This is a genomic window from Streptomyces sp. NPDC101227, assembly GCF_044767545.1.
Classification (GTDB): domain Bacteria; phylum Actinomycetota; class Actinomycetes; order Streptomycetales; family Streptomycetaceae; genus Streptomyces.
In genome coordinates, this window is the sequence record NZ_JBIWOD010000027.1 from 52,850 (window position 1) to 74,972 (window position 22,123).

The following is a 22,123-nucleotide window of genomic DNA, read 5'->3' on the forward strand; positions in this document are numbered from 1 at the left end:
CAAGCCGACCGGCTCCGGCCGCGCGATCCGCCCGCCACCCCGGAATCCCGTGGCCGCCCCGCCGCGCCCGATGGCATGCTGGCCGCGTGAACGGTCCCGAGATCCATGTGAAATTCCCGCCTGAGCTGCACCTCTTCCTCGCGGCCGGCCGCACCCCGGCCGGCACCCGCGTCGTCACCGACGGGGCGTCGACGCTCGGCCATGTCATCGAGTCCCTGGGCGTCCCGCTCACCGAGGTCGGCCGGTTCCTCGTGGACGGCCGCGAAGCCCCCGTCTCCCATATCCCGCAGGCGGACGAAAACGTCGAGGTGTGCGCCGTCGAGCGCCCCCAGCCGGTCCCCGGCGCGCCCCTGCGGTTCCTGCTCGATGTGCACCTCGGCACCCTGGCGCGGCGGCTGCGGCTGCTCGGTGTCGACGCGTCGTACACCAACGAGGACCCGGGCGACGCGGCACTCGCCGCGCTCTCGGCGAAGGAGCGACGGGTACTGCTCTCCCGCGACCGCGGGCTGCTGCGGCGCCGCGAGATCTGGGCCGGCGCCTACATCTACAGCGACCGCCCCGAAGAGCAACTCCCCGACGTGCTAAGGCGTTTCGCCCCCGAGCTCGCCCCCTGGACCCGCTGCACCGCCTGCAACGGACAGCTGACCGACGCCGACAAGGACTCGGTCCAGGAACGGCTCGAGCACGGCACCCAGCGCACCTATGACGTCTTCGCGCAGTGCACCTCATGCGGCCGGGTCTACTGGCGCGGGGCCCACCATGCCCGCCTGGAGGCGATCGTCAGCAAGGCGCTGCGGGAGGCCGCGCACTAGGGTCCGTCCGGTCGCAGGCCGGTCTCACCGGCCTCAGCGGTGCTCGGGGTTGGGGGAGTCCGCCCGGCAGCCCGCGTCCCAGGCCGTGCGCTGGTTGCCGTGGGCGGGGATGCCGCCGGCCGCCTTGAGCATGGCCGCGAGATGCATGAGATTCCAGGTCATGAAGGCCGTGTTGCGGTTGGTGAAGTCGTTCTCCGGGCCGCCCGAGTCGGGGTCCAGGTAGGACGGGCCCGGGCCGGCTTCGCCGATCCAGCCGGCGTCGGCCTGCGGCGGGATGGTGTAGCCGAGGTGCTGGAGGCTGTAGAGGACGTTCATGGAGCAGTGTTTGATGCCGTCCTCGTTGCCGGTGATCAGACAGCCGCCCGCCCGGCCGTAGTAGGCGTACTGGCCGCGGTCGTTGAGAAGGCTCGAGCAGGCGTAGAGCCGTTCGGTGATCTGCTTCATCACGGAGCTGTTGTCGCCGAGCCAGATCGGGCCGCAGAGGACAAGGATGTCGGCGGCCATCACCTGTTCGTACAGCCGCGGCCAGGCGTCCGTCTTCCAGCCGTGCTCGGTCATGTCCGGCCAGACCCCGGTGGCGATGTCATGGTCGATCGGACGGACCACCTCCGTGGTGACGCCGTTGGCCAGCATGATCTCGCTGCTCTTGTCGATCAGGCCCTCGGTGTTGCTGGTCTCGGGGGAGCGCTTGAGGGTGCAGTTGATGAACAGGGCAGTGAGGTCGTCGTAGCGGAGGGGGGTGGCGGCCATGGGGAGCTCCTTGTGGCGGGGCGGATGCGCCCTCAGCCTCCTGCCACCGGTCGGGCCGGGCCACCCGGGCGGCCCCGAATGCATGAGCCCGAAATGCGCGGGCCCGCGCGCGTCCGCCGGGGGGCGGCCCGCCCCCGTATGTGAGGGGGCGGAGCTCCCAGGCGGTGAGCGGGACCACACGTGGCCGCGGACCACGACTCACCGGCCACCTGCCACGGCGGCGATGCTGATGGCGCGGCCCGCCGCCGTCGCTCACCTCACTGCTCACGTCGCCGCCGCGCCCAGCACCTCCGTGAGCCAGGCGCCCGCCGCTTCGACGGCCAGGTCCGCGGCCGGCAGATACCCCATGGCTCCCAGGAAGCCGTGGAAGGTGCCGCCGTGTTCGTCGACGCGGGCCTCGATGCCCGCCGCGCGCAGCGCCGCGGCGTAGGCGCGCCCCTCGTCCCGCAGCGGATCGCACTCGGGCAGGACCAGCAGCGCGGGCGGCAGACCGGTCAGGTCCGGGGCGAGGCCGGGGGAGGCGTAGGGGTGGGCGGGATCGCCGCCGGGGCCCAGATACTGCTCCCAGTACCAGCGCATATGGGCCGTGGTGTGGAAGTAACCGGTGGCGTAGTCGGCCGCCGAGTCGCCGGTCAGCCGGTGGTCCAGGGCGGGGTAGAGCAGGAGTTGGGCGGCGGGCTGCCTGCCGCCGCGGTCGCGGGCCATGAGGGTGACCGCGGCGGCGAGCCCGCCGCCGCTGGAGTCGCCGCCGACGGCCACCCGGCCCGGGTCGCAGCCCAGCTCGGCCGCCTGCTCGACGGCCCACTGGGTGGCCGCGTACGCGTCCTCGGCGGCGGCCGGGAAGCGGTCCTCCGGCGCCCGCCGGTAGTCCACCGACATCACCAACGCGCCGCTGAGCACCGCGAGTTCGCGGCACAGGCCGTCGTGGGTGTCGAGATCGCACATCACCCAGCCGCCGCCGTGGAAGAAGACCAGAAGGGGCCGGGGGCCGTTGGCTTCCGCCTCGGGGCGGTAGAGGCGGACCGGGAGGGCGGGCGAGCCGGGCGGCCCGGGAATGCTGCGGTCCGTTGCCGCGACGCCCTCCCGGGGGAGCCGGCCGGCACCGGAGCCCGTGGCGCGGCGCAGGGAACCGGCGTCCAGCGGCCCGCGTGCGGGGTCGGGGAAGGTCGCCGCCATCGCGTCGCATATCTGCCGGGCCGCGGGGGTCAGCGGGTCCGGGGAACGGGGTTCGGTTGCGGGGGGCCTCGGGGTGTTCATCTGATGTCCTCCGTGGATACTCCGCCGCTGGGGGCGGATCGCCGATTTCCGTCAACGGCCCGCCGGGGCCCGCAAGTTGACGAGACAAAGGGTGAGTGAACCATGACGGCCACGTGGCCGGCAGTGGCACAGGAGACCGCCGGTGGCACCCTCACGCGGAAGGTGCCACCGCACCCGGCCGTGCGGCTGTCAGCCGGTGGTCAGCCCTCCGTCCACGGCGAATTCGGCGCCGGTGATGTACGCGGACGCATCCGAGGCCAGGAAGCGCACCAGCTCCGCCACCTCGTCGGGCTGCCCGATGCGCCGCAACGGCACCCTCGGGTATTCCTGTTCGCGGCGCTCCGCGCCCAGCACGCTCGCCACCATCGGGGTGTCGATCATTCCCGGGTGGACCGAATTGACCCGGATTCGGTCGCCGGCCAGGTCGATCGCGGCGGACTTGGTCAGGCCGCGCAGCCCGAACTTGCTCGCCCCGTACGCCGCGTGCTGCGGCAGGCCCTTGAGCCCGGCCGTCGACGAGATGTTCACGATCGAGCCGCCGCCCGCCGCGCGCAGCGCCGGAACCACCGCCTTGATGCCGAGGAACGAGCCGAGCAGATTGACGCGGAGCAGCAGCTCGAAGTTCTCCTCGGTCTCGGTGTCGACGGGGGCGGTGCGCCACAGGGCCGCATTGTTGACGAGGATGTCGAGCCGCCCGAAGGACGAGACGGCGGTGCCGGCGACGGCCTCCCAGCCGGCGGCATCCGTCACGTCGTGCCGGACGAAGACCGCCGCGTCGCCCAGCCCGGCGGCGACCGCGCGGCCCTCCTCCTCGCGTACGTCGGTGATCACCACGCGCGCGCCCGCCTCGGCGAACAGCCGCGCCTCGGCCGCACCCTGGCCCCGCCCGGCACCGGTGATCACGGCCACCTTGCCGTCGAGGCGCTGCCCGTCGCCGCTCATGCGCGCTCCTCAAGGGCACGGAAGTGCGGGAGCACCGTCTCGCCCCACTGCCGGATGGTCTCCATGCACGCCTCCTGCGGCACGGTGCCCATCTGGATCAGACACATCACCTCGTCCACCCCGATCTCGCGCAGCTGCTCGACATAGGCGATGGCGTCCTGTGCGGTGCCGTAGGCGTGCTGGGCGTTGTAGGCCCCGGTGTCGTTGGGGCGCGCCGGGATGTTCGCCTCGTGCAGCTTGGCGACCAGCCGCTCGCGACCCTGCTCCATCGCCGCCACATGGTCCTCGCCCTCCTCGTAAACGGTGGGCGCCGGGCCGTTGCCGTACCAGTGGGCGATGGACTCGGCGAAGAACCGCTGGCCGCGGGTGCCGATCCGGTACGCCGCCTCCGCATCGTCCAGCACGATGGTCGGGCACAGCGCCGAGAAGTGGTTGTTGACCTCGGTGGAGACCAGGCGGTCCGTGCCGCGGGTGGCGACCGCCTCGTCGTAGACCTTGCGCATCTCGCGGACGTCATCGGCCCCGGCGAAGCCCATCACCAGCGCGCCGATGCCCAGTTCGGCGGCGAGCTTGAGGGTGTCGTGCTTGCTGCACGCCATGAACAGCGGCGGGTGCGGGTCCTGGACGGGGCGGGGCAGGATCGCGCCGGGGCCGATGTCGATCGACCCGTGCCACTCGAACTGCTCCTCGCGCCAGGCGTTCGCGAAGATCCGCAGCGCCTCTTCCATCTGCGGATAGGTGTCCGCGGGGTTGACCCCGTACATGGACATCTCCTGCTTGGTGGCGCCGCGCCCCGCGCCGATGTCGACACGTCCGCCGGAGAGCACGTCCAGCATGGCGGCCCGTTCGGCGACCCGAACGGGGTGCTGGTAGCCGAACGGCATCGTCACCACGCCGTGCCCGATGCGGATACGGGAGGTCCGCGCGGCGACCCAGGCGAGGAAGATCTCGGAGGCGCTCATGTGCGCGTACTGGGTCAGCGCGTGGTGCTCCACCGCCCAGATGCGGTCGAAGCCCATCTCCTCGGCGTACACGGCCTGTTCCACGCAATCGCGGATGACCTGGCGTTCCCGTTCGGGGGTGGGGTTGGCGAGCTGAGCCTCGAAGATCATCGAGAACTTCACGGAACTGCCTCCTGGACACTTCGGCTGCATCAAGCGGCTACATAGAAGTTATTTCTAATAGGAATATGTCTAGCAGGTATATGTGGCCTAGGGAAGTGGAGTCGGTGATGTCCCGCCCTCCGGACTCCGTCCGGGAGGTGCCCTCATGGAGCCGGCGGACGCGGACCGTAGACTGCGGAACGTGACGGAGAAGAAAGCCAGCGGGGCGAAGGCCGGTGAAGGCGAGCGCCCGGCGCTGCCGGCAACGAGTTGGGCGGTGCTGGGGCTGCTCTCGTTCGGCGAGGAGCTGTCCGGCTACGACCTGAAGAAGTGGTCGGACTGGTCGCTGCGCTTCTTTTACTGGAGCCCGTCCTTCAGTCAGATCTACGGCGAGCTCAAACGGCTCGAGAAGTGCGGCTATGTCACCTCGCGGATGGTCGCGCAGGAGACCGGTAACCGCGACAAGCGCGTCTATGTGATCACCGACGAGGGCATGGCGGCGGTCCGCCACTGGGCGCGCGAGGCGCCGGTGGAGCCCCCGGTCCTCAAGCACGGTGTGATGCTGCGGCTCTGGCTCGGCCACCTGCTCGAGGGTGACCAGATGCGCGAAGTGCTCGGCAGGCACCGGGAGTACGCGGAGACCATGCGGCAGCGCGCCGAGGTGGACGCGGCGGGCGCCCGGGACAAGGAGGAGTGGGCCTACCCCTCGCTCGTCCTGAAGTGGTCGGAGCGGTACTACGCCTCGGAGCGGGATCTGGCCGATGCGATGCTGGCCGACCTGGACGCGGCGGACGGGGCGGCCGAGACGGGTGAGGCGGGCGCGAGGGTCCGCAAGCGCCCGTAGGTGCGGCGGAAGTAGAGCAGCGGATCGGTGTCGCGAACCCGGTCCGCGGGCGTGAGCGCGGTGACCCTGCCGAGTGCGATGACATGATCGCCGCCCGGGAGGGTGTCCACCAGGTCGCACTCGATCGTCGCCAGCGCCGCGGTCAGCAGCGGCGCGCCGTTCAGCCCGGTCCGCCAGTCGACCCCGGTGAACTTGTCGCCGCCGGTGACCGCGAACTGGCGGCACAGTTCCTGCTGGTCGGCCGCGAGGAGATTGACCGCGAAGCGCCCGGCGGCGCTGATCTTCGGCCAGGTGGTGGAGGTTTTCGCCGGGCAGAAGCACACCAGCGGCGGGTCGAGGGACACCGAGGCGAAGGACTGCACCGCCATGCCGGTCGGCCGTCCGTCGGCCTGGAGCGCGGTGATCACCGCGACGCCGGTGCAGAAGCTGCTCAGCACCTCGCGCATCGCCGCATCGTCGACCGAGGCGGCCGGTGCGGCGGGCGGCGGCGGGGTGTCAGGAGTGAAGGTGGGCACGCGGCCTCCCAAAGTTGTTTCTACTAGGTATATGTCTAACCGAAACACTGTGATTGGATACCGGCCACGTCCGCACGTCAAGTAGGCGGCACCGCACGGGACCGCGGCCGCCACCTCCGAGCAAGGGAGCGGGAGGCCATGACCAGCGCACATGACAACCAGCAGGGGCCGCCTGACCAGTTGGGGCCGGCCACCATCGGGCAGCTCGTCGCGCACGCCGCCGAGGCGTACGGCGACCGGGAGGCGCTCGCCGACGGCGAGGTCCGCTGGACCTTCGCCCGGCTGGGGGAGGAGGTGAGCGCCGCGGCCCGGGCCGCCCTCGCCCACGGCGTACGGCACGGTGACCGGGTCGCCGTATGGGCCCCCAACAGCCGCCAGTGGATCACCGCGGTGCTCGGCGCAGTCTCCGTCGGCGCCGTACTCGTCCCCCTCAACACGCGCTACAAGGCCGCCGAGGCCGCCGACATCGTGCGCCGCAGCGGGGCGCGGCTGCTCTTCACCGCACGCGGCTTCCTGGGCTGCGACTACGATGCGCTGCTGCTCAACTCTGGTGAGGATATTGGGCAGTTGAGCGGAACGGTCGTCCTGCGGGACGACGGCGAGCCGGCCCCGGGACCGGCAGCGCCCGGCGGGTCGGAAACGCCGGGCGGGTCCGGCGCGCCCCATGGGCCCACCCTGGCCTACGACGCCTACCTGGCGGCGGGCCGTGCCGTCACCGACGCCGAGCTCGCCGCCCGCACCCGCGCCGTCGGCCCCGACGACCTCGCCGACATCCTCTTCACCTCCGGCACCACCGGCCGCCCCAAGGGCGTGATGACCACCCACGGCCAGACCCTCCGCGTCTTCGCCGAATGGTCCCGCCTGGTCACCCTGCGCCAGGGCGACCGCTACCTCCTCGTCAACCCCTTCTTCCACACCTTCGGCTACAAGGCCGGCATCCTCGCCTGCCTCCTGCGCGGCGTCACCATGCTGCCCGAGCCGGTCTACGACACCGACCGCATCCTGCGGCGCATGGCCGCCGAATCGGTCAGCGTGCTCATGGGGCCGCCCACCGTCTTCCACGGCCTCATCCACCACCCCGAACGCGACCGCCACCGGCTCACCGCGCTCCGGCTGGCCGGCACGGGAGCCGCCACCGTTCCCACCGAACTCGTCCAGGAGATCCGCGAGGTGCTCGGCGCACCCGCCGTCTTCACCGCCTACGGACTGACCGAATCCGCCGGTGTGGTGACCGTCTGCCCCACCGACGCCGACGCCTGGACCATCGCGCACACCGTCGGCCTGCCGCTGCCGGGGACCGAACTGCGCATCGTCGACCCGGCCGGCGAACCGCTGCCCACCGGCGAGCCGGGCGAGGTGGTGGTCCGCGGCTACCACGTCATGCGCGGCTACCTCGACGACCCGGAGGCCACCGCACAGGCCATCGACGCCGACGGCTGGCTGCACACCGGCGACGTCGGCGTGCTCGATGACCGCGGCTTCCTCGCCATCACCGACCGGATCAAGGACATGTACGTCGTCGGCGGCTTCAACGCCTATCCGGCGGAGGTGGAAAACGTGCTGCGCGGCCACCCCGACGTCGCCGACATCGCCGTCGTCGGCGCCCCCGACGACCGGCTCGGCGAGGTCGGCGTCGCCTTCGTCGTGCCCGCCGCGGATACCGAACCCGACCCCGAAGAGCTCACCGCCTGGACCCGCGAACGGCTCGCCAACTTCAAGGTGCCGCGCCGCTACCACCTGCTCCCGGAACTGCCCCGCAACGCCGGCGGCAAGATCCTCAAGGGCGAGCTGCGCCGCACGGCACGGAAAGGAGGCCTCGGCGCATGAGGCTGACCGAGGAACACGAGGAACTGCGTGCCGCCGTAAGGTCGTTGCTCGCCCGCCATCCGGACGAGTCCGCATGGCGCCCGCTGACCGAACAGATCGGCGTGGCGGGGCTGGCGGTACCCGAGGAATACGGCGGCGCGGGCTGCGGCGCCCTCGAAATCCATGTCGTCATGGAGGAGCTGGGGCGCGCACTGGCACCCGTACCCTTCCTCGGCTCCGCGGTGCTCACCACACAGGCCCTGCTCGCCAGCGACGAGGGGGAACTGCTGCCTGCGCTCGCCGAGGGGAGTGCGGTCGGCGCGCTGGCCTGGGCGGAGAACGGCTCCTGGGACCCGGACGCGGTCCGGGCCGGGGCCCGTCGCGCCGCGGGCGGGGCCTGGCGGCTCACCGGCATCAAGGACCATGTCCTGGACGGCGCGGATGCCGATGTCCTGATCGTGGCCGCCCGGACCGATGCCGGGGTCCGCCTGTTCCAGGTGGCGGTGGACGCTCCCGGTCTGCGGCGCGAGCGGCTGGTGCCGATGGACTCCTCCCGCCCGCAGGCGCGGATCGTCCTGGACGGCGCCGAGGGGCGGCCCCTCGGCGCGGACGGCGACGGCGCCCGCGCGCTGCGCCGGGCGCGGGACCTCGGCTGTGTGGCGCTCGCCGCCGAGCAGGTGGGGGCGGCGGAGCGCTGCCTCGAACTGACCGTGGCGTACGCGGGGGAGCGGGTGCAGTTCGGCCGCCCCATCGGCTCCTTCCAGGCCGTCAAGCACCGGCTGGCGGATGCCTATGTGCGGGTGGAGGCGGCGCGGTCGGCCGCACTGGGTGCCGCCTTCGCGGCGGCCGAGGGCGCGGCGGAGCTGCCCCGCTACGCGGCCGTCGCCAAGTCGGCCTGCTCCGAGGCGTTTTCGGCGGTCGCGGGAGAGATGATCCAGCTGCACGGGGGGATCGGCATCACTTGGGAGCACGATGCGCACCGCTATTTCAAGCGGGCGCACGGGGGCGGGCAGCTGTTGGGCGCACCGGCGCGGCACCGCGAACGGCTCGCGGAGGAGCTGGGGCTGACGGCGAGCCGAGCCCGCTGACCCGGCCGCCGCCCCCGTACTACCGGAGTTGCTCCGGTGGCGCGGGGGCGGCGCGCGTCAGGTCCCATACGAGGATGCCGTTGCCGGAGTTGGCGGTGACCGCGACCGGAGTGCCGGCTATGTCGATGCACGTATGCAGATGGCGGCCGTCGAGCGGCTCCCCGATCTGTTCGCCGCGGGTGAGGTCCCATATGCGGGTGGTGCCGTCCCTGCTGCCGGTCACGGCGATGGTGCGCCCGGCGACGGTCGCGGTGCCCAGCGTCTCGATGGTGTCGGTGTGGCCGGTCAGGGGCGGCCCGGCCGGCTTCTGACTCTCCAGGTCCCATACCCGCAGTGCATTGTCGTCGCCGCCTCCCACCACCACCGTGCGACCGCCCGTCCTGGTGATCGCGATGGCTCTGACGACGGGCTCGATACCGGTCAGCGGCTCTCCCAGCGGTTCGCCGCGGAGGACGTCCCACGCCTGCACGAAGGAGTCGTGCCCTCCGGTGGCGGCAATCGGGCGGCCGTCGATGAGCGCGGCGCCCATCGCTCCGTTGTAGCTGCCCTCGATCTCCGCGAGGCGCTCGCCGGTGGCCACGTCCCACGCCAGCAGTGTGCCCTCCTCGCTGCTGCTGACGACGAGCAGCCCGCGCTCGTACGGAACGGCCGTGAGCGAGCAGACGCCCAGTTCGTGGCCGGTCAGGGTCTTGCCGATCTTGCGGCCGGTCCGCAGATCCCAGACCCGCACGGCCCCACCCATCATGTCCTCTTCGAACCGGGCGAGGTCGAATCGCCCGCCGCCGGTGACGACCACGGGCCGCCCCTCGAGGTGACCCGTCGTGAAGACGGAGACGATCCCCCAGACGTCGATCTCGAACTCCGGGCGCCAGTCCTCGTCCTCATCGGCGTCGTCATCCAGCAAGCCGATCTCGCGGTACCAGTCGTCGTCGGGCGCGGCCGCGTCGAGCTCCAGGGGGCGCTGAGCGCAGGTGCCCGCGCGGAGATCGCAGGTCCACAGGACGCCGTCGATGTCCATGCTGACCAGCACGGGAACCCCGTCCAGCTCGATCACCGGCGAGGTGCCCCGGAAGCCGTGGTGGGTGTGGCCGCGGAACCCGGCCATCAGGCGCTCATCAGTCATGCGAAGACCCTAACTCCCGCCACTGACACTCCAGTTGCCGCAAGGATCCGCGCCCTCTTTTCCTGCCGTGACAACTAGGCACCTGCTAACGTAAGTTGGCATGTGCTGGAAGCTGCCATGAGAGACCCCACGCCGACCGGCGACGACCTCGTCCGCATCCTGGCGACCCTGTCCAACCCCCACCGGGTGCGCGTCGTCGCCGCCCTCCAGGACGGGCCGAACTACGTCAGTCAGCTGGCCCGCGAACTGGGCATCGCCCGTGCGCTGCTCCAGGTCCATCTGAAGAAGCTGGAGGCGGCCGGCCTGGTCTCCTCGCGGATCCAGGTCTCGGACGACGGAAAGGCCATGAAGTTCTACGAGGTGAACCCGTTCTCGGTTCATCTGACACCCGAACGGCTCGCCACTGCCGTGGAGACGCTGACCATCGAGAAGGGATCGCCGCGATGAACTACCACCAGTGGCAGGAAGTCATAGCGACCATCGGGATCTTCGTTCTGCTCACCGTCGCCGCCGTCACGATCATCCGGCAGGTCGCGATCGGGCAACGGGCCAAGGCCCAGCTGGCCCGGGAGGCCGCGTACAAGAAGCTGGTCGAGGACGGCGCGGCGGGGCAGGAGCGCATCGAGCGGCGGCTGGAGGCGATCGAGCGGGTGCTCAAGGACGTCGAGTAGCCCCACCCGCGGCACCCCCTACACGGCCGCAGGGCCGTCGAGCGCCAACTCGACGGCCCCGTAACGGCGGCCGGACCACCTCGCCCACCGGCGAGTTCCACAGGATCGACCCACCAAGAACAGGAGGGTAGTTCATGCTGCCCGAAAGAAATCCGGGCGCCCGGCCGGGCATGGTCGCGGCCGTCGCCGGATGGTCCACAAGGCACCGCCTGACGGCGATCGGCGGATGGCTCGCGCTGGTCGTGCTCGCCCTGCTCGCCGGCGCGCTGACCACCGGCGGGGGCGCGCACGCCGTAGACCCCGGAGAGGCCGGACGGGCCCAGCAGCGGGTGGACGCCCAGCGCAGCGGCGACTCCGTCCGGGAGAACGTCCTGATCCGCGGCCGGAGCCCCGGACGGTTCGCGGACGACCCGCAACTGGCCGCAACAGTGCGGGACTTGGTGGCCGAGCTGCGCCACGCCCCGCAGGCCGTACGGGACGTCGGGTCACCGCTCGGCGCGCACGGCGCACGCTGGATCTCCCGCGACGGCCGCTCCGGCCTCGTCACCTTCGAAGTCCGGGGCCCGGACGAGCGGTTCGAGGACCATGCCGCGACCGCGAAGAAGGCGGTAACGGCGGTACAGAAGCGCCACCCCGGCGCCCGCCTCCTCCAGGCGGGGGACAGCAGCCTCTCGGGCGCGGTCGATGACGGAATCAAGGCCGATCTCCAGCACGCCGAGACGACGTCCCTCCCGCTCACCCTGCTCATTCTGCTCGCCGTCTTCGGATCCCTGGTCGCCGCCGGAATACCGCTGCTGGTCGCGGTGACCACCGTGGCGGCCACCTTCGGCCTGCTCCAACTGGTCGGCCGCTGGGTGCCGTTCAACGGCGCGGCCAGCGCCATAGTGCTGCTGATCGGCATGGCGGTCGGCATCGACTACTCGCTGTTCTACCTGCGCAGGGTGCGCGAGGAACGTGCCGCCGGGCGCGACGTGGCGGAGGCCCTGAGGATCACGGCGGCCACCTCCGGCCACGCCGTCGTCGCCTCCGGACTGACCGTGATGATCTGCATGCTCGGCCTGCTGTTCACCGGCGTGGACGTCTTCAAGGGCCTGACCGTGGGCACCGTGCTGGTGGTCGGCCTGGCGGTGCTCGGCTCGGTCACCGTGCTGCCGGCGCTGCTCGCCGCGCTCGGGGACCGGGTTGACCGGGCGCGAATCCCCTGGCTCGGCAAGCGGATGACCGTACCCCGCGAGTCCCGGATGTGGGGCGGTGTGGCGCGGGCCGTCGTCCAACGGCCCCTGGTGGCCGGCGTATCGATGGCCGTGCTGATGCTGCTCATGGCGACGCCCGCGCTGGGACTGCGCCTCCAGGACGCGGCGGTCACCGCCAGTCTGCCGCCCGGCCGTTCGGCCGCGGTGGACGCCGCCCGCGAGATGCAGCGGGCGTTCCCCGGCGCGGCGACGGCGGCGCGGGTGGTCATCGAGCGCAGGGACGGGAGACCGGCCGACGGACCCCGCCTGCGCGCGGCCCTCGACGGACTCCATCGCCGGGCGGCGGCCGGTGGGGGAGCGCTGCGTGAGCCCATCACCGCGGTGCCGGTCGGCGACGTCATGGTGGTACGGGTGCCGTTGGGTGGCGCCATCACCGACCCGGCCGCCGACCGCGCCCTGGCCGCGCTGCGCGACCGCGCGCTGCCCGCCGCCCTCGACACGATGCCGGACATCGCGTACGCCGTCGCCGGCAAGACCGCCATGCCGCACGACTTCGCGCAGCAGGTGACCGCCAGAACGCCGCTGGTCTGCGGTTTCATCCTCGCCCTGGCGTTCGTTCTGCTCGTCCTGACCTTCCGGTCCTGGACCATCCCGCTGGTCTCGATCCTGCTGAACCTGTTGTCCATCGGGGCCGCGTACGGGGCACTGGCCTGGGTGTTCCAGGACGGCAACCTGGAAGCGGTCCTCGGGTTCACGTCCTACGGCGGCGTCGTCAGCTGGCTGCCGCTGTTCATGTTCATCATCCTGTTCGGACTGAGCATGGACTACCACATCTTCATCCTCAGCCGGATCAGGGAACGGTGGCTCGGCGGCGCCCCGCCGCGCGAGGCCGTAGTCTCGGGCATCGCCGCCAGTGCGGGCGTGGTCAGCAGCGCCGCGCTCATCATGACCGGCGTCTTCGCGGTCTTCGTGACGCTGTCGGCCATCGAGTACAAGATGCTGGGACTCGGTATGGCGCTGGCGGTGCTGCTGGACGCCACCGTGGTGCGGGGTGTGCTGCTGCCGGCCGCGATGGCCCTGCTGGGGGAGCGGGCCTGGCGCACGCCCCGGCCCGCGACGAGGCGCGGCGGACGAGGATCCCCGGCCGTGGGCCGCGATGTCAGTGGCGATCATTAGGCTCCCCCGCCATGACGTTCATTTTCGAGGTGTCCGCCGACGCCCGCGAGGGCACCACCCTCACCGGCCAGCTAACGCTGGGGGCACCCCCACGCGGCGTTGCCGAAACGTCCCAGTAGCTCCGCTATCGAGACGCTCCGGCGCCTTGCGATGCAGCTCGGTCCGAGGGCTGATGAAGAGCCGAGACGGAGCGAGCGCAGCGAGTGCAGTGCACCAGACGCCCCGGCCTTTCCGACCCTGACCCATCGGACAGCCCCTAGTCCCCCAGCACCCGGGCCCGGCACTCGGACGGGGTGCCCCATGCGTCCCGCAGCGCGCGGGCCTTGCGGATCCACAGGGAGAGGTCGAGTTCGTCGGTGTAGCCGAGGGCGCCGTGGAGTTGGAGGGCGGTGCGCGCTGTGGCGTACGCGGCCTCGCCCGCCGCCACCTTCGCCGCGGCGGTCTCCCGGCCGGCCGACGGGGCGTTCGCGGCCACGGCCAGCGCCGCCGCGTGCACCAGCGGCTGGGCGAACTCCAGGGCGATCAGCGCGTCGGCGAGCCGGTGCTTGACGGCCTGGAAGGAGCCGATGGGGACCTTGAACTGCGTGCGTTGCCCGACGTAGGAGACGGTCTCGGCCAGCAGCGCACGGCCCACGCCGAGGGACTGCGCCGCCGTGGCCAGCCGGGCGACCACGAGGGCGTGTGCGGCGGCCGCGGTCACCGCCGGGCCGCGGGCGAGGACGGTGCCCTCCAGGGGGCGGGACAGTCGGCGCGCCGGGTCGAGGGACGCCTGGACGGGACCGTGGCGTTCCGTCAGCCGGACGGTGTCGTCCTCGATGACGAACACGGCGTCTGCGGCGTCCGCGTCCAGCGCGTACGGGGCATTCGCGCAGAGGCTGACGACCGCCTCGCCGGACGCGATCCCGGCGAGCCGGTCGCCGGCCACCGCGGCATCCCCCAGGCGGTCCAGGAAGGCGGCCGCGGCGACCGTCTCCACCAGCGGACCCGGCACCGCATGTCGGCCCAACTCGGTGAATGCCACGGTGAGTTCGACGGGCAGCAGACCCATGCCGTCGTACTTCTCGGGTACGGCGAGGCCGAACACCCCCGCCTCCGCGAGCCGCGCCCACAGTGCGCGCCCCGGCTTGTGGTCGCCGGCCGCCCAGGCCCGTATGACATCCGGCGTGCCGGACGCGCCCAGCATGCCGTCCAGCGTCCGGCCGAACTCCCGCTGCTCATCGGTCAGGAGGAACCGCATCACCGGCGTCCCTTCGGCAGGCCGAGCAGCCGCTCGGCGATCCTGTGCTGTTCCGGGGGGCAACCCCCGGGCCCCCGGCCGGTCCGGTCCGTCGGGTGGGTGTGGCGTTGGTGTCGGGCGGTGTCGTGGTGCGGGGTCCTGGTCGTCACGCCCGGCGTCCCTTCGGCAGGCCGAGCAGCCGCTCGGCGATGATGTCGCGCTGGATCTCGTTGGTGCCGGCGTAGATGGGGCCGGCCAGGGAGAAGGTGTAGCCCTCGGCCCAGCTTCCGTGTGCGGGGGCGTCGTCGGCGTCATCGGCGAGGGTTCCGTACGGGCCGAGCAGGTCGAGTGCGGTCTCGTGGAGGGCGATGTCCAGTTCGGACCAGAAGACCTTGTTCAGGCTCGACTCGGCGCCGATCGAGCCTCCGGCCGCGATGCGGGAGGCATTGGCGTAGGTGAAGAGCTGGTAGGCGCGGGCGCCGATCGCCGCGTCGGCGACCCGGTCGCGCAGTGCGGTGTCGGACGGGGCCGCGGCCGAGCGCCACAGGGCGGTCAGACGGTCGGCCGCCGCGGTGAAGCGGCCCGGACTGCGCAGGGTCAGCCCGCGCTCGTTGCCGGCGGTGCTCATCGCGACCCGCCAGCCCTGCCCCGGCTCGCCGATGACATCCGCGTCGGGCACGAAGACCTCGTCGAGGAAGAGTTCGGCGAAGGCGGGCTTGCCGTCGAGGCGGCCGATGGGGCGGACGGTCACACCCGGCGCGTCCAGCGGGAACCCCAGATACGTGAGCCCCTGGTGCGGCTTCGGCGTGTCCGGGTCGCTGCGGAAGAGGCCGAAGGCGCGGTCGGCGAAGGCGGCCCGGGACGACCAGGTCTTCTGGCCGCTGAGCAGCCAGCCGCCCTCGGTCCGTACGGCCGTCGAGCGCAGCGACGCCAGGTCGGAGCCCGATTCCGGCTCGGACCAGGCCTGAGCCCAGATGACCTCGCCGGCCGCCATCGGGCCGAGGACGCGGGCGCGTTGCTCGTCGGTGCCGTGCTCGAAGAGGGTGGGGGCGAGGAGGTTGATGCCGTTCTGGCTGACCCGGCCGGGCGCGCCCGCGGCGTAGTACTCCTCCTCGAAGATCAGCCACTGGAGGATGGAGGCGCCCCGGCCGCCGTACTCCTCGGGCCAGGAGACCACCGACCAGCGGTCACCGGCGAGCCGGTGCTCCCAGGCGCGGTGGGCGGCGAAGCCCTCGGCGGTTTCGAGGGAGGGCAGGGGCGTGGCGGGGACGTGCTCGGCGAGCCAGGCGCGGGCTTCGGCCCGGAAGGCGCCCTCGGTGGCGGTGAAGTCGAGGTCCATCAGGCGCCCGCCTCCTTCATCTTGCGGATGTCCATGCCGCCGAGCGAGTCCTTGGCCGTCTCGGCGTTGTGCGCATGCGCCACGTGATGCAGGCCGAAGACGGAGTCCAGGCCGGTGTGCAGGCCCTGAAGGTCCTCGGCCTGGTTGACGGCGCGCTTGGTCAGGGCCAGCCCGAGGCGCGGCATCTCCGCGATGCGCAGCGCCAACTCCCGTGTGTGGTCGGCGAGTTCGTCCCGCGGTACGACGCGGTTGACCATGCCCACCTCGTACGCCCGCCGGGCGCCCATCCGGTCCCCGGTGTAGAGGAACTCCTTGGCGATCCGCGGCGGCATCACCCAAGGGTGGGCGAAGTACTCGACGCCGGGGATGCCCATCCGTACGACGGGGTCGGCGAAGAACGCGTCGTCGGAGGCGACGATCACATCGCAGATCCAGGCGAGCATCAGACCGCCCGCCACACACGCCCCTTGGACGGACGCGATGACCGGCTTGGGCAGCTCCCGCCAGCGGCGGCACATGCCCAGATAGACCTCGGACTCGCGGGCGAACCGGCTCTCCGCCCCCGCCTTGTCCGAGTGGTCCCACCACAGTCCCGCCGTGCGGTCGAAGGGGAGGTGCGCGTCGCGCTCCGGGGTGCCGATGTCATGGCCGGCGGAGAAGTGCCGGCCCGCGCCGGCCAGCACCACGACCTTGACCTCGCTGTCGTCCGCGGCGCGGTAGAAGGCGCGGTCGAGGGCGTAAGTCATCGCGGAATTCTGGGCGTTGCGGTAATCCGGCCGGTTCATGGTGACGGTCGCGATCGGTCCCTGCCGTTCATAGCGCACGGGCCCGTCGTCGTGGGCAGCGGTCATTCCCCGCCCCTCCTTCCCTCACAGGCAACTTCCCTAACAAGTGTTTGGTAGGTTAACGTACCGCCATGAGCAGCGTCGAGGCCCCATCCCACGTCGAGAGCTTCCGCACCGAGTTCCGCCAGTGGCTGCACGCCAACCTCACCGGCGAATTCGCCGTCCTCCGCGGCCGCGGCGGACCCGGCCGGGAACACGAGGCCTTCGCCGAACGCCTCGCCTGGGAACGGCACATGGCGGCCGCGGGCTGGACCTGCGTCGGCTGGCCCGTCGAGTACGGCGGCCGCGGCGCCACCCTGGAACAGCAGGTCGCCTTCCACGAGGAATACGCCCTCGCCGACGCCCCCGCACGCGTCAACCACATCGGCGAACAGCTCCTCGGCCCCACCCTGATCGCCTTCGGCACACCCGAGCAGCGCGCCCGCTTCCTGCCGCCGATCGTCGCCGTGGAAGAACTGTGGTGCCAGGGATACAGCGAGCCGGACGCCGGCTCCGACCTGGCGAACGTACGCACCCGGGCGGTACGGGACGAGGCCGGCGGCGACTGGATCGTCAACGGGCAGAAGATCTGGACGTCACTGGCCCATGAGTCGCAGTGGTGCTTCGTCATCGCGCGCACCGAGCCCAGCTCCGCACGCCACCGCGGCCTCTCCTACCTCCTGGTCCCGCTGGACCAGGAAGGCGTCGAGATACGGCCCATCGAGCAGCTGACCGGAACTTCCGAATTCAACGAGGTGTTCTTCGACGGGGCACGCACCCGCCCCGAGCACCTCGTCGGCGCCCCCGGCGACGGCTGGAAGGTGGCCATGGCCACCCTCGGCTTCGAGCGCGGTGTCTCCACCCTCGGCCAGCAGGTCGGCTTCCGCCGCGAACTCGAAACGCTCATCGACCTCGCCCGCCGCAACGGCGCGGCCGACGACCCGCTGATCCGCGACCGCCTCGCACAGGCCTGGATCGGCCTGGAGACCATCCGGTTCAACGCCCTGCGGATGCTCGACGGCGTCGCGGCCGGTGCCCCCGGACCCGAGGCGTCCATCGGCAAGATCTTCTGGGCCACCTGGCACCGCGACCTGGGCGAACTCGCCATGGACATCTGCGGCGCGGGCGGCACACTCGCCGCCGGTGAGCCCTACGACCTCGACGACTGGCAGCGGCTGTTCCTCTTCTCCCGCGCCGACACCCTCTACGCAGGCTCCAACGAGATCCAGCGGAACATCATCGCCGAGCGGGTGCTCGGCCTGCCCAAGGAGGCCCGCGCATGACCCCCGCACGCCCGCCCCGCTACGTCCCCGGACACGACCTGCTCGCCGGCCGCACCGCCGTCATCACCGCGGCCGCCGGAGCCGGAATCGGCGGCGCCACCGCCCGCCGCTTCCTCGAAGAAGGCGCCCGCATCGTCATCGGCGATGCGCATCCGCGACGGCTGAAGGAGAGCGCGGACGCCCTCGCCGAGGAGTTCGGCGCCGACAAGGTAGCCGGCCTGCCCTGCGACGTCACCGACGAAGACCAGGTCAGCGCGCTCCTCGACCTCGCCGAGGAGCGCCACGGCCGCCTCGACATCCTCGTCAACAACGCCGGCCTCGGCGGCACCGCCGACCTCGTCGAGATGACCGACGAACAGTGGACCAAGGTCCTCGACGTGACCTTGAACGGCACCTTCCGCTGCACCCGGGCCGCGCTGCGCCGGATGCAAGCCACCGGAGACGGCGGCGTGATCGTCAACAACGCCTCCGTCATCGGCTGGCGCGCCCAGCGCGGCCAGGCCCACTACGCCGCCGCCAAGGCCGGGGTGATGGCCCTGACCCGCTGCGCCGCCCTGGAGGCCGCCGAATACGGCGTCCGGATCAACGCGGTCTCGCCCAGCCTCGCCATGCACCCGCACCTGGTGAAGGTCACCACCCCCGAGCTGCTCGCCGAACTCACCGAGAAGGAGGCGTTCGGCCGCTACGCCGAACCCTGGGAGATCGCCAACGTGATCGTCTTCCTGGCCGGCGACTACTCCTCGTACATGACGGGCGAGACCGTCTCCGTCAGCTCCCAGCATGCCTGAGACCCGCCGCCGCGAACTCCTCGCCACCGCGGCTGAGGTGTTCGCCGCCCAGGGCTACAACGCCACCACCGTCCGGCAGATCGCCGACGCGGTCGGCATGCTCGCGGGCAGCCTCTACTACCACTTCGACTCCAAGGAGTCGATGCTCGACGAGATCCTCGCCACCTTCCTGGACGAGCTGTGGGCCGGCTACGACGCGGTCCTCGCCGCCCGGCTCGGCCCCCGCGAGACCCTCGAAGCCCTGGTCACCGCCTCCTTCCGGGAGATCGACCGGCACCGCGCGGCCGTCGCGATCTACCAGAAGGAGGCCAAGCACCTGGCCGCCCAGCAGCCGCGCTTCGGCTACCTCGCCACCGCGCAGCGCAACTTCGAACAGGCCTGGCTGGGCACCCTCGAGCGCGGAGTGGCCGCAGAGGTCTTCCGCGCCGATCTCGACATCCGGCTCACCTACCGCTTCGTCCGCGACACCGTCTGGGTCGCCGCGAGCTGGTACCGGCCCGGAGCACAGCACAGCCCCGAGGAGATCGCCCGCCAGTACCTCTCCATGGTCCTGGACGGCATCGCCTTGCGGAACTGACCGGCACATCCGCAGAATCATCACCAAGGAGTCCCTCATGGCCGAGGCCTACATAGTCGATGCGCTGCGCACCCCCGTCGGCAAGAAAGGCGGCGGACTGGCCGCCGTCCACCCCGCCGACCTGGGCGCCCATGTGCTCAAGGCGCTGATGGACCGTACGGACGCCGACCCGGCCGCCGTCGAGGACGTCGTCTTCGGCTGCCTGGACACCGTCGGACCGCAGGCCGGCGACATCGCCCGCACCTGCTGGCTGGCCGCCGGGCTGCCCGAAGAGGTCCCCGGCGTCACCGTCGACCGCCAGTGCGGCTCCTCCCAGCAGGCCGTCCACTTCGCCGCCCAGGGCGTGCTCTCCGGCACCCAGGACCTCGTCGTCGCCGGCGGCGTACAGAACATGTCGCAGATCCCGATCGCCTTCGCCAGCCGCCAGGCCGCCGAACCCCTCGGCCTGACCGACGGCCCCTACGCCGGCTCCGCGGGCTGGCGGGCCCGCTACGGTGACGCCCCCGTCAACCAGTTCCACGGCGCCGAACTCATCGCCACCAAATGGGACATCACGCGGCAGGACATGGAGGAGTTCGCGCTCCGCTCCCACCAGCGGGCCATCCGCGCCATCGACGAGGGCCGCTTCGACCGCGAGATCGTCGCCTACGGGGACATCACCACCGACGAGGGACCGCGCCGCGGCACCTCGCTGGAGAAGATGGCCTCGCTGGCGCCGGTCGTCGAGGGCGGCCGGCTCACCGCGGCGGTCTCCTCGCAGGTCTCCGACGGCGCCGCCGCCATGCTGCTGGCCTCCCAGCGGGCGGTGGCCGAGCACGGCCTGACCCCCCGCGCCCGCATCCACCACCTCTCGGTGCGCGGCGAGGACCCGATCCGGATGCTGTCCGCGCCCATCCCCGCCACCGCGTACGCGCTGAAGAAGGCCGGCATGTCGCTGGACGACATCGACCTGGTCGAGATCAACGAGGCGTTCGCGCCCGTCGTCCTGGCCTGGCTCAAGGAGACCGGAGCCGACCCGGAGAAGGTCAACGTCAACGGCGGTGCCATCGCCCTGGGCCACCCGCTCGGCGCGACCGGGGTCCGGCTGATGACGACCATGCTCCACGAACTCGAGCGCACCGGCGGCCGGTTCGGGCTGCAGACCATGTGCGAGGGCGGCGGCCAGGCCAATGTGACCATCATCGAGCGCCTCTGATGCACCCGCCTGAGATGCACGCGCCCGTGACCCACTGGGACGCCGAGACCGACCTGTGCGTCGTGGGGTTCGGCGCCGCCGGAGCGTCCGCGGCCCTCGAAGCCACCGACGCGGGCGCCGACGTCCTCGCCCTGGACCGCTTCGGCGGCGGCGGCGCCACCGCCCTGAGCGGCGGCGTCGTCTACGCCGGCGGCGGCACCGCACAGCAGCGCGCCGCCGGGGCGGTCGACACCCCCGACGCCATGTACGCCTACCTCAAGGCCGAGACCCAGGGCGTGGTGAGCGATGCGCTCCTGCGCAGATTCTGCGCGGACAGCGCCGCGAACCTCGCCTGGCTGGAGGAGAAGGGCGCGGTCTTCGAGGGCACCCTCTGCCCGTTCAAGACCTCCTACCCCACGGACGACTACCTCCTCTACCACTCGGGCAACGAGCAGTTCCCGCCCTACCGCGACGCGGCACCGCCCGCACCCCGCGGCCATCGCACCAAGGCCAAGGGGCTCGCCTCGGGCAAGGTGCTCTTCGGTCATCTCGCGGCGGCGGCCCGCGCCCGCGGCGTCACCCTCGTCCCCCGGGCCCGCGCCCGGCGCCTGATCCTCGACGGGGACCGGGTCGTGGGCGTCGAGTACGCCCATCTGACCGGCGCCGCGGCCCGCGCGCACCGGGCGCTGTCCGCCCCCCTGGGCAAGGGCAGCAACTACTACCCGCAGGGCCTGGGACCCCTCGTGCGCGCGGTGCGCCGGCTGGAGGCACGCGCCGCGACCTTCACCGTACGGGCCCGGCGCGGAGTGGTCCTCGCCGCCGGCGGCTTCGCGTTCAACCTCCGGATGCTGTCCGAGCACGCCCCGCAGTACCTGCCGGGCCGGCCGCTCGGCACCATCGGCGACGACGGGTCCGGCATCCGGCTCGGCACCTCGGCGGGCGGCGCGACCGCCCACCTCGACCGGGTGTCGGCCTGGCGCTTCTTCTCCCCGCCCGCCTCGCTCGGCCGCGGCCTGCTCGTCGACCGTGCGGGCCGGCGCATCTGCAACGAGATGCTCTACGGCGCGGCCATCGGCGACCACATGGTCAACCGCCACGATGGACACGCCTACCTGGTCGTCGACCAGGCGATCTGGGAACGGGCCAAAAAGGAGCTGCGCACCCAGACCGTCTTCTTCCAGAAGGCACAGATGGGCTACCTGTTCGCGCTCGGCCACCGCAAGGCCGCCACCCCCGCGGCCGCCGCGGCCCGCGCCGGGATCTCCCCGGACGGGCTGGCGCGGACGCTGGAGGCCTACAACGCGGCCGCACGGGAGGGCCGCCCGGATCCTCTGGGCAAGCCCGCGGAGTACGTCCAGCCGCTGGCGCGCGGCCCGTACTACGTCCTGGACTGCTCGCTCGGCAGTTCGCTGTTCTACCCCTGCCCGATGATCACTCTCGGCGGCCTGCGGGTGCACGACGACTCCGGGCAGGTGCAACGCCCGGACGGCTCGGTCATCGACGGGCTGTACGCCGCGGGCCGCAGCGCGGTGGGAGTCTGCTCGCACAGCTACGTCAGCGGGCTCTCGATCGCCGATGCGGTGTTCTCCGGACGCCGCGCCGGCGCACACGCCGCCGCCCGCTGAACGGACGGCGGCAAACC

21 protein-coding genes are annotated in these 22,123 nt (G+C 72.0%); 12 read left to right on the forward strand and 9 right to left on the reverse strand.

Annotation, left to right across the window (positions count from 1 at the left end; genetic code table 11):
- The first annotated feature begins 86 nt into the window (after window positions 1-86).
- The gene (locus ACIRPT_RS38025; RefSeq protein WP_403835995.1) at window positions 87-812 is read left to right on the forward strand and encodes a Mut7-C RNAse domain-containing protein; all 726 of its coding nucleotides are present in this window, start codon (window positions 87-89) and stop codon (window positions 810-812) included.
- Window positions 813-845: 33 nt separating this feature from the next.
- Here the strand turns inward: ACIRPT_RS38025 and ACIRPT_RS38030 are convergent, their stop codons facing one another.
- From ACIRPT_RS38030 to ACIRPT_RS38045, 4 genes are all read right to left on the reverse strand, one after another.
- A complete protein-coding gene (locus ACIRPT_RS38030; RefSeq protein ID WP_403835997.1) occupies window positions 846-1,562 on the reverse strand; it encodes a flavodoxin family protein in 717 nt (238 codons plus the stop codon).
- 264 nt (window positions 1,563-1,826) lie between these two features.
- Entirely contained in the window at window positions 1,827-2,819 is a 993-nt protein-coding gene (locus ACIRPT_RS38035) for an alpha/beta hydrolase (protein WP_403835999.1), read from the reverse strand.
- Window positions 2,820-3,008: 189 nt separating this feature from the next.
- The gene (locus tag ACIRPT_RS38040; RefSeq protein WP_403509012.1) at window positions 3,009-3,761 is read right to left on the reverse strand and encodes a glucose 1-dehydrogenase; all 753 of its coding nucleotides are present in this window, start codon (window positions 3,759-3,761) and stop codon (window positions 3,009-3,011) included.
- Window positions 3,758-4,885, reverse strand: a complete 1,128-nt coding sequence (locus ACIRPT_RS38045) for an LLM class flavin-dependent oxidoreductase (protein WP_403836001.1) — start codon at window positions 4,883-4,885, stop codon at window positions 3,758-3,760. Before ACIRPT_RS38045 ends, ACIRPT_RS38040 begins: the two co-directional genes overlap by 4 nt.
- Window positions 4,886-5,066: 181 nt before the next feature.
- On the opposite strand from ACIRPT_RS38045, the gene ACIRPT_RS38050 reads away from it, so the two are divergent.
- A complete protein-coding gene (locus tag ACIRPT_RS38050; protein WP_403836003.1) occupies window positions 5,067-5,708 on the forward strand; it encodes a PadR family transcriptional regulator in 642 nt (213 codons plus the stop codon).
- Here the strand turns inward: ACIRPT_RS38050 and ACIRPT_RS38055 are convergent.
- Window positions 5,600-6,223: a flavin reductase family protein gene (locus ACIRPT_RS38055; protein WP_403836005.1), complete on the reverse strand. Its 624-nt coding sequence runs from the start codon at window positions 6,221-6,223 to the stop codon at window positions 5,600-5,602. The genes ACIRPT_RS38050 and ACIRPT_RS38055 overlap by 109 nt on opposite strands.
- 138 nt (window positions 6,224-6,361) lie before the next feature.
- Between ACIRPT_RS38055 and ACIRPT_RS38060 the strand changes: the two genes are divergently transcribed.
- Both ACIRPT_RS38060 and ACIRPT_RS38065 read left to right on the forward strand, forming a co-directional pair.
- The gene (locus ACIRPT_RS38060) at window positions 6,362-8,050 is read left to right on the forward strand and encodes a FadD3 family acyl-CoA ligase (RefSeq protein WP_403836007.1); all 1,689 of its coding nucleotides are present in this window, start codon (window positions 6,362-6,364) and stop codon (window positions 8,048-8,050) included.
- Window positions 8,047-9,117, forward strand: coding sequence for an acyl-CoA dehydrogenase family protein (locus ACIRPT_RS38065; RefSeq protein ID WP_403836009.1), 1,071 nt, complete (start codon window positions 8,047-8,049; stop codon window positions 9,115-9,117). Before ACIRPT_RS38060 ends, ACIRPT_RS38065 begins: the two co-directional genes overlap by 4 nt.
- A 19-nt stretch (window positions 9,118-9,136) precedes the next feature.
- Here the strand turns inward: ACIRPT_RS38065 and ACIRPT_RS38070 are convergent, their stop codons facing one another.
- Complete coding sequence (locus ACIRPT_RS38070) at window positions 9,137-10,240, reverse strand: WD40 repeat domain-containing protein (RefSeq protein WP_403836011.1); 1,104 nt, start codon at window positions 10,238-10,240, stop codon at window positions 9,137-9,139.
- 117 nt (window positions 10,241-10,357) lie between these two features.
- Between ACIRPT_RS38070 and ACIRPT_RS38075 the strand changes: the two genes are divergently transcribed.
- The 3 genes from ACIRPT_RS38075 (at window position 10,358) to ACIRPT_RS38085 (ending at window position 13,280) form a co-directional block, all read left to right on the forward strand.
- Window positions 10,358-10,687, forward strand: a complete 330-nt coding sequence (locus ACIRPT_RS38075; RefSeq protein WP_403836013.1) for an ArsR/SmtB family transcription factor — start codon at window positions 10,358-10,360, stop codon at window positions 10,685-10,687.
- Window positions 10,684-10,911, forward strand: coding sequence for a hypothetical protein (locus tag ACIRPT_RS38080; RefSeq protein WP_403836015.1), 228 nt, complete (start codon window positions 10,684-10,686; stop codon window positions 10,909-10,911). The genes ACIRPT_RS38075 and ACIRPT_RS38080 overlap by 4 nt, the downstream gene beginning before the upstream one ends.
- A 134-nt stretch (window positions 10,912-11,045) precedes the next feature.
- Window positions 11,046-13,280 (forward strand): MMPL family transporter, encoded by a 2,235-nt coding sequence (locus ACIRPT_RS38085; protein ID WP_403836017.1) that lies wholly within the window; start codon window positions 11,046-11,048, stop codon window positions 13,278-13,280.
- 256 nt (window positions 13,281-13,536) lie between these two features.
- Here the strand turns inward: ACIRPT_RS38085 and ACIRPT_RS38090 are convergent, their stop codons facing one another.
- The 3 genes from ACIRPT_RS38090 to ACIRPT_RS38100 form a co-directional block, all read right to left on the reverse strand.
- Window positions 13,537-14,517: an acyl-CoA dehydrogenase family protein gene (locus tag ACIRPT_RS38090; RefSeq protein ID WP_403836019.1), complete on the reverse strand. Its 981-nt coding sequence runs from the start codon at window positions 14,515-14,517 to the stop codon at window positions 13,537-13,539.
- 145 nt (window positions 14,518-14,662) lie between these two features.
- Window positions 14,663-15,835 carry an acyl-CoA dehydrogenase family protein gene (locus ACIRPT_RS38095; protein ID WP_403836021.1) on the reverse strand — a complete coding sequence of 391 codons (1,173 nt, stop codon included), beginning with the start codon at window positions 15,833-15,835 and terminating at the stop codon, window positions 14,663-14,665.
- Window positions 15,835-16,686: an enoyl-CoA hydratase gene (locus tag ACIRPT_RS38100; protein WP_403836023.1), complete on the reverse strand. Its 852-nt coding sequence runs from the start codon at window positions 16,684-16,686 to the stop codon at window positions 15,835-15,837. The genes ACIRPT_RS38095 and ACIRPT_RS38100 overlap by 1 nt, the downstream gene beginning before the upstream one ends.
- A 65-nt stretch (window positions 16,687-16,751) precedes the next feature.
- Between ACIRPT_RS38100 and ACIRPT_RS38105 the strand changes: the two genes are divergently transcribed.
- Genes ACIRPT_RS38105 through ACIRPT_RS38125 form a run of 5 tightly spaced genes read left to right on the forward strand, consistent with a single transcriptional unit; the run spans window position 16,752 to window position 22,106 of the window.
- Window positions 16,752-17,942, forward strand: coding sequence for an acyl-CoA dehydrogenase family protein (locus tag ACIRPT_RS38105; RefSeq protein WP_403836025.1), 1,191 nt, complete (start codon window positions 16,752-16,754; stop codon window positions 17,940-17,942).
- Window positions 17,939-18,730 carry an SDR family oxidoreductase gene (locus ACIRPT_RS38110; RefSeq protein WP_403836027.1) on the forward strand — a complete coding sequence of 264 codons (792 nt, stop codon included), beginning with the start codon at window positions 17,939-17,941 and terminating at the stop codon, window positions 18,728-18,730. The genes ACIRPT_RS38105 and ACIRPT_RS38110 overlap by 4 nt, the downstream gene beginning before the upstream one ends.
- Complete coding sequence (locus tag ACIRPT_RS38115; RefSeq protein ID WP_403836029.1) at window positions 18,723-19,307, forward strand: TetR/AcrR family transcriptional regulator; 585 nt, start codon at window positions 18,723-18,725, stop codon at window positions 19,305-19,307. The genes ACIRPT_RS38110 and ACIRPT_RS38115 overlap by 8 nt, the downstream gene beginning before the upstream one ends.
- A gap of 37 nt (window positions 19,308-19,344) precedes the next feature.
- Entirely contained in the window at window positions 19,345-20,502 is a 1,158-nt protein-coding gene (locus tag ACIRPT_RS38120; protein ID WP_403836031.1) for an acetyl-CoA C-acetyltransferase, read from the forward strand.
- Window positions 20,503-20,516: 14 nt separating this feature from the next.
- Entirely contained in the window at window positions 20,517-22,106 is a 1,590-nt protein-coding gene (locus ACIRPT_RS38125; RefSeq protein ID WP_403836033.1) for an FAD-binding protein, read from the forward strand.
- Window positions 22,107-22,123: the final 17 nt, after the last annotated feature.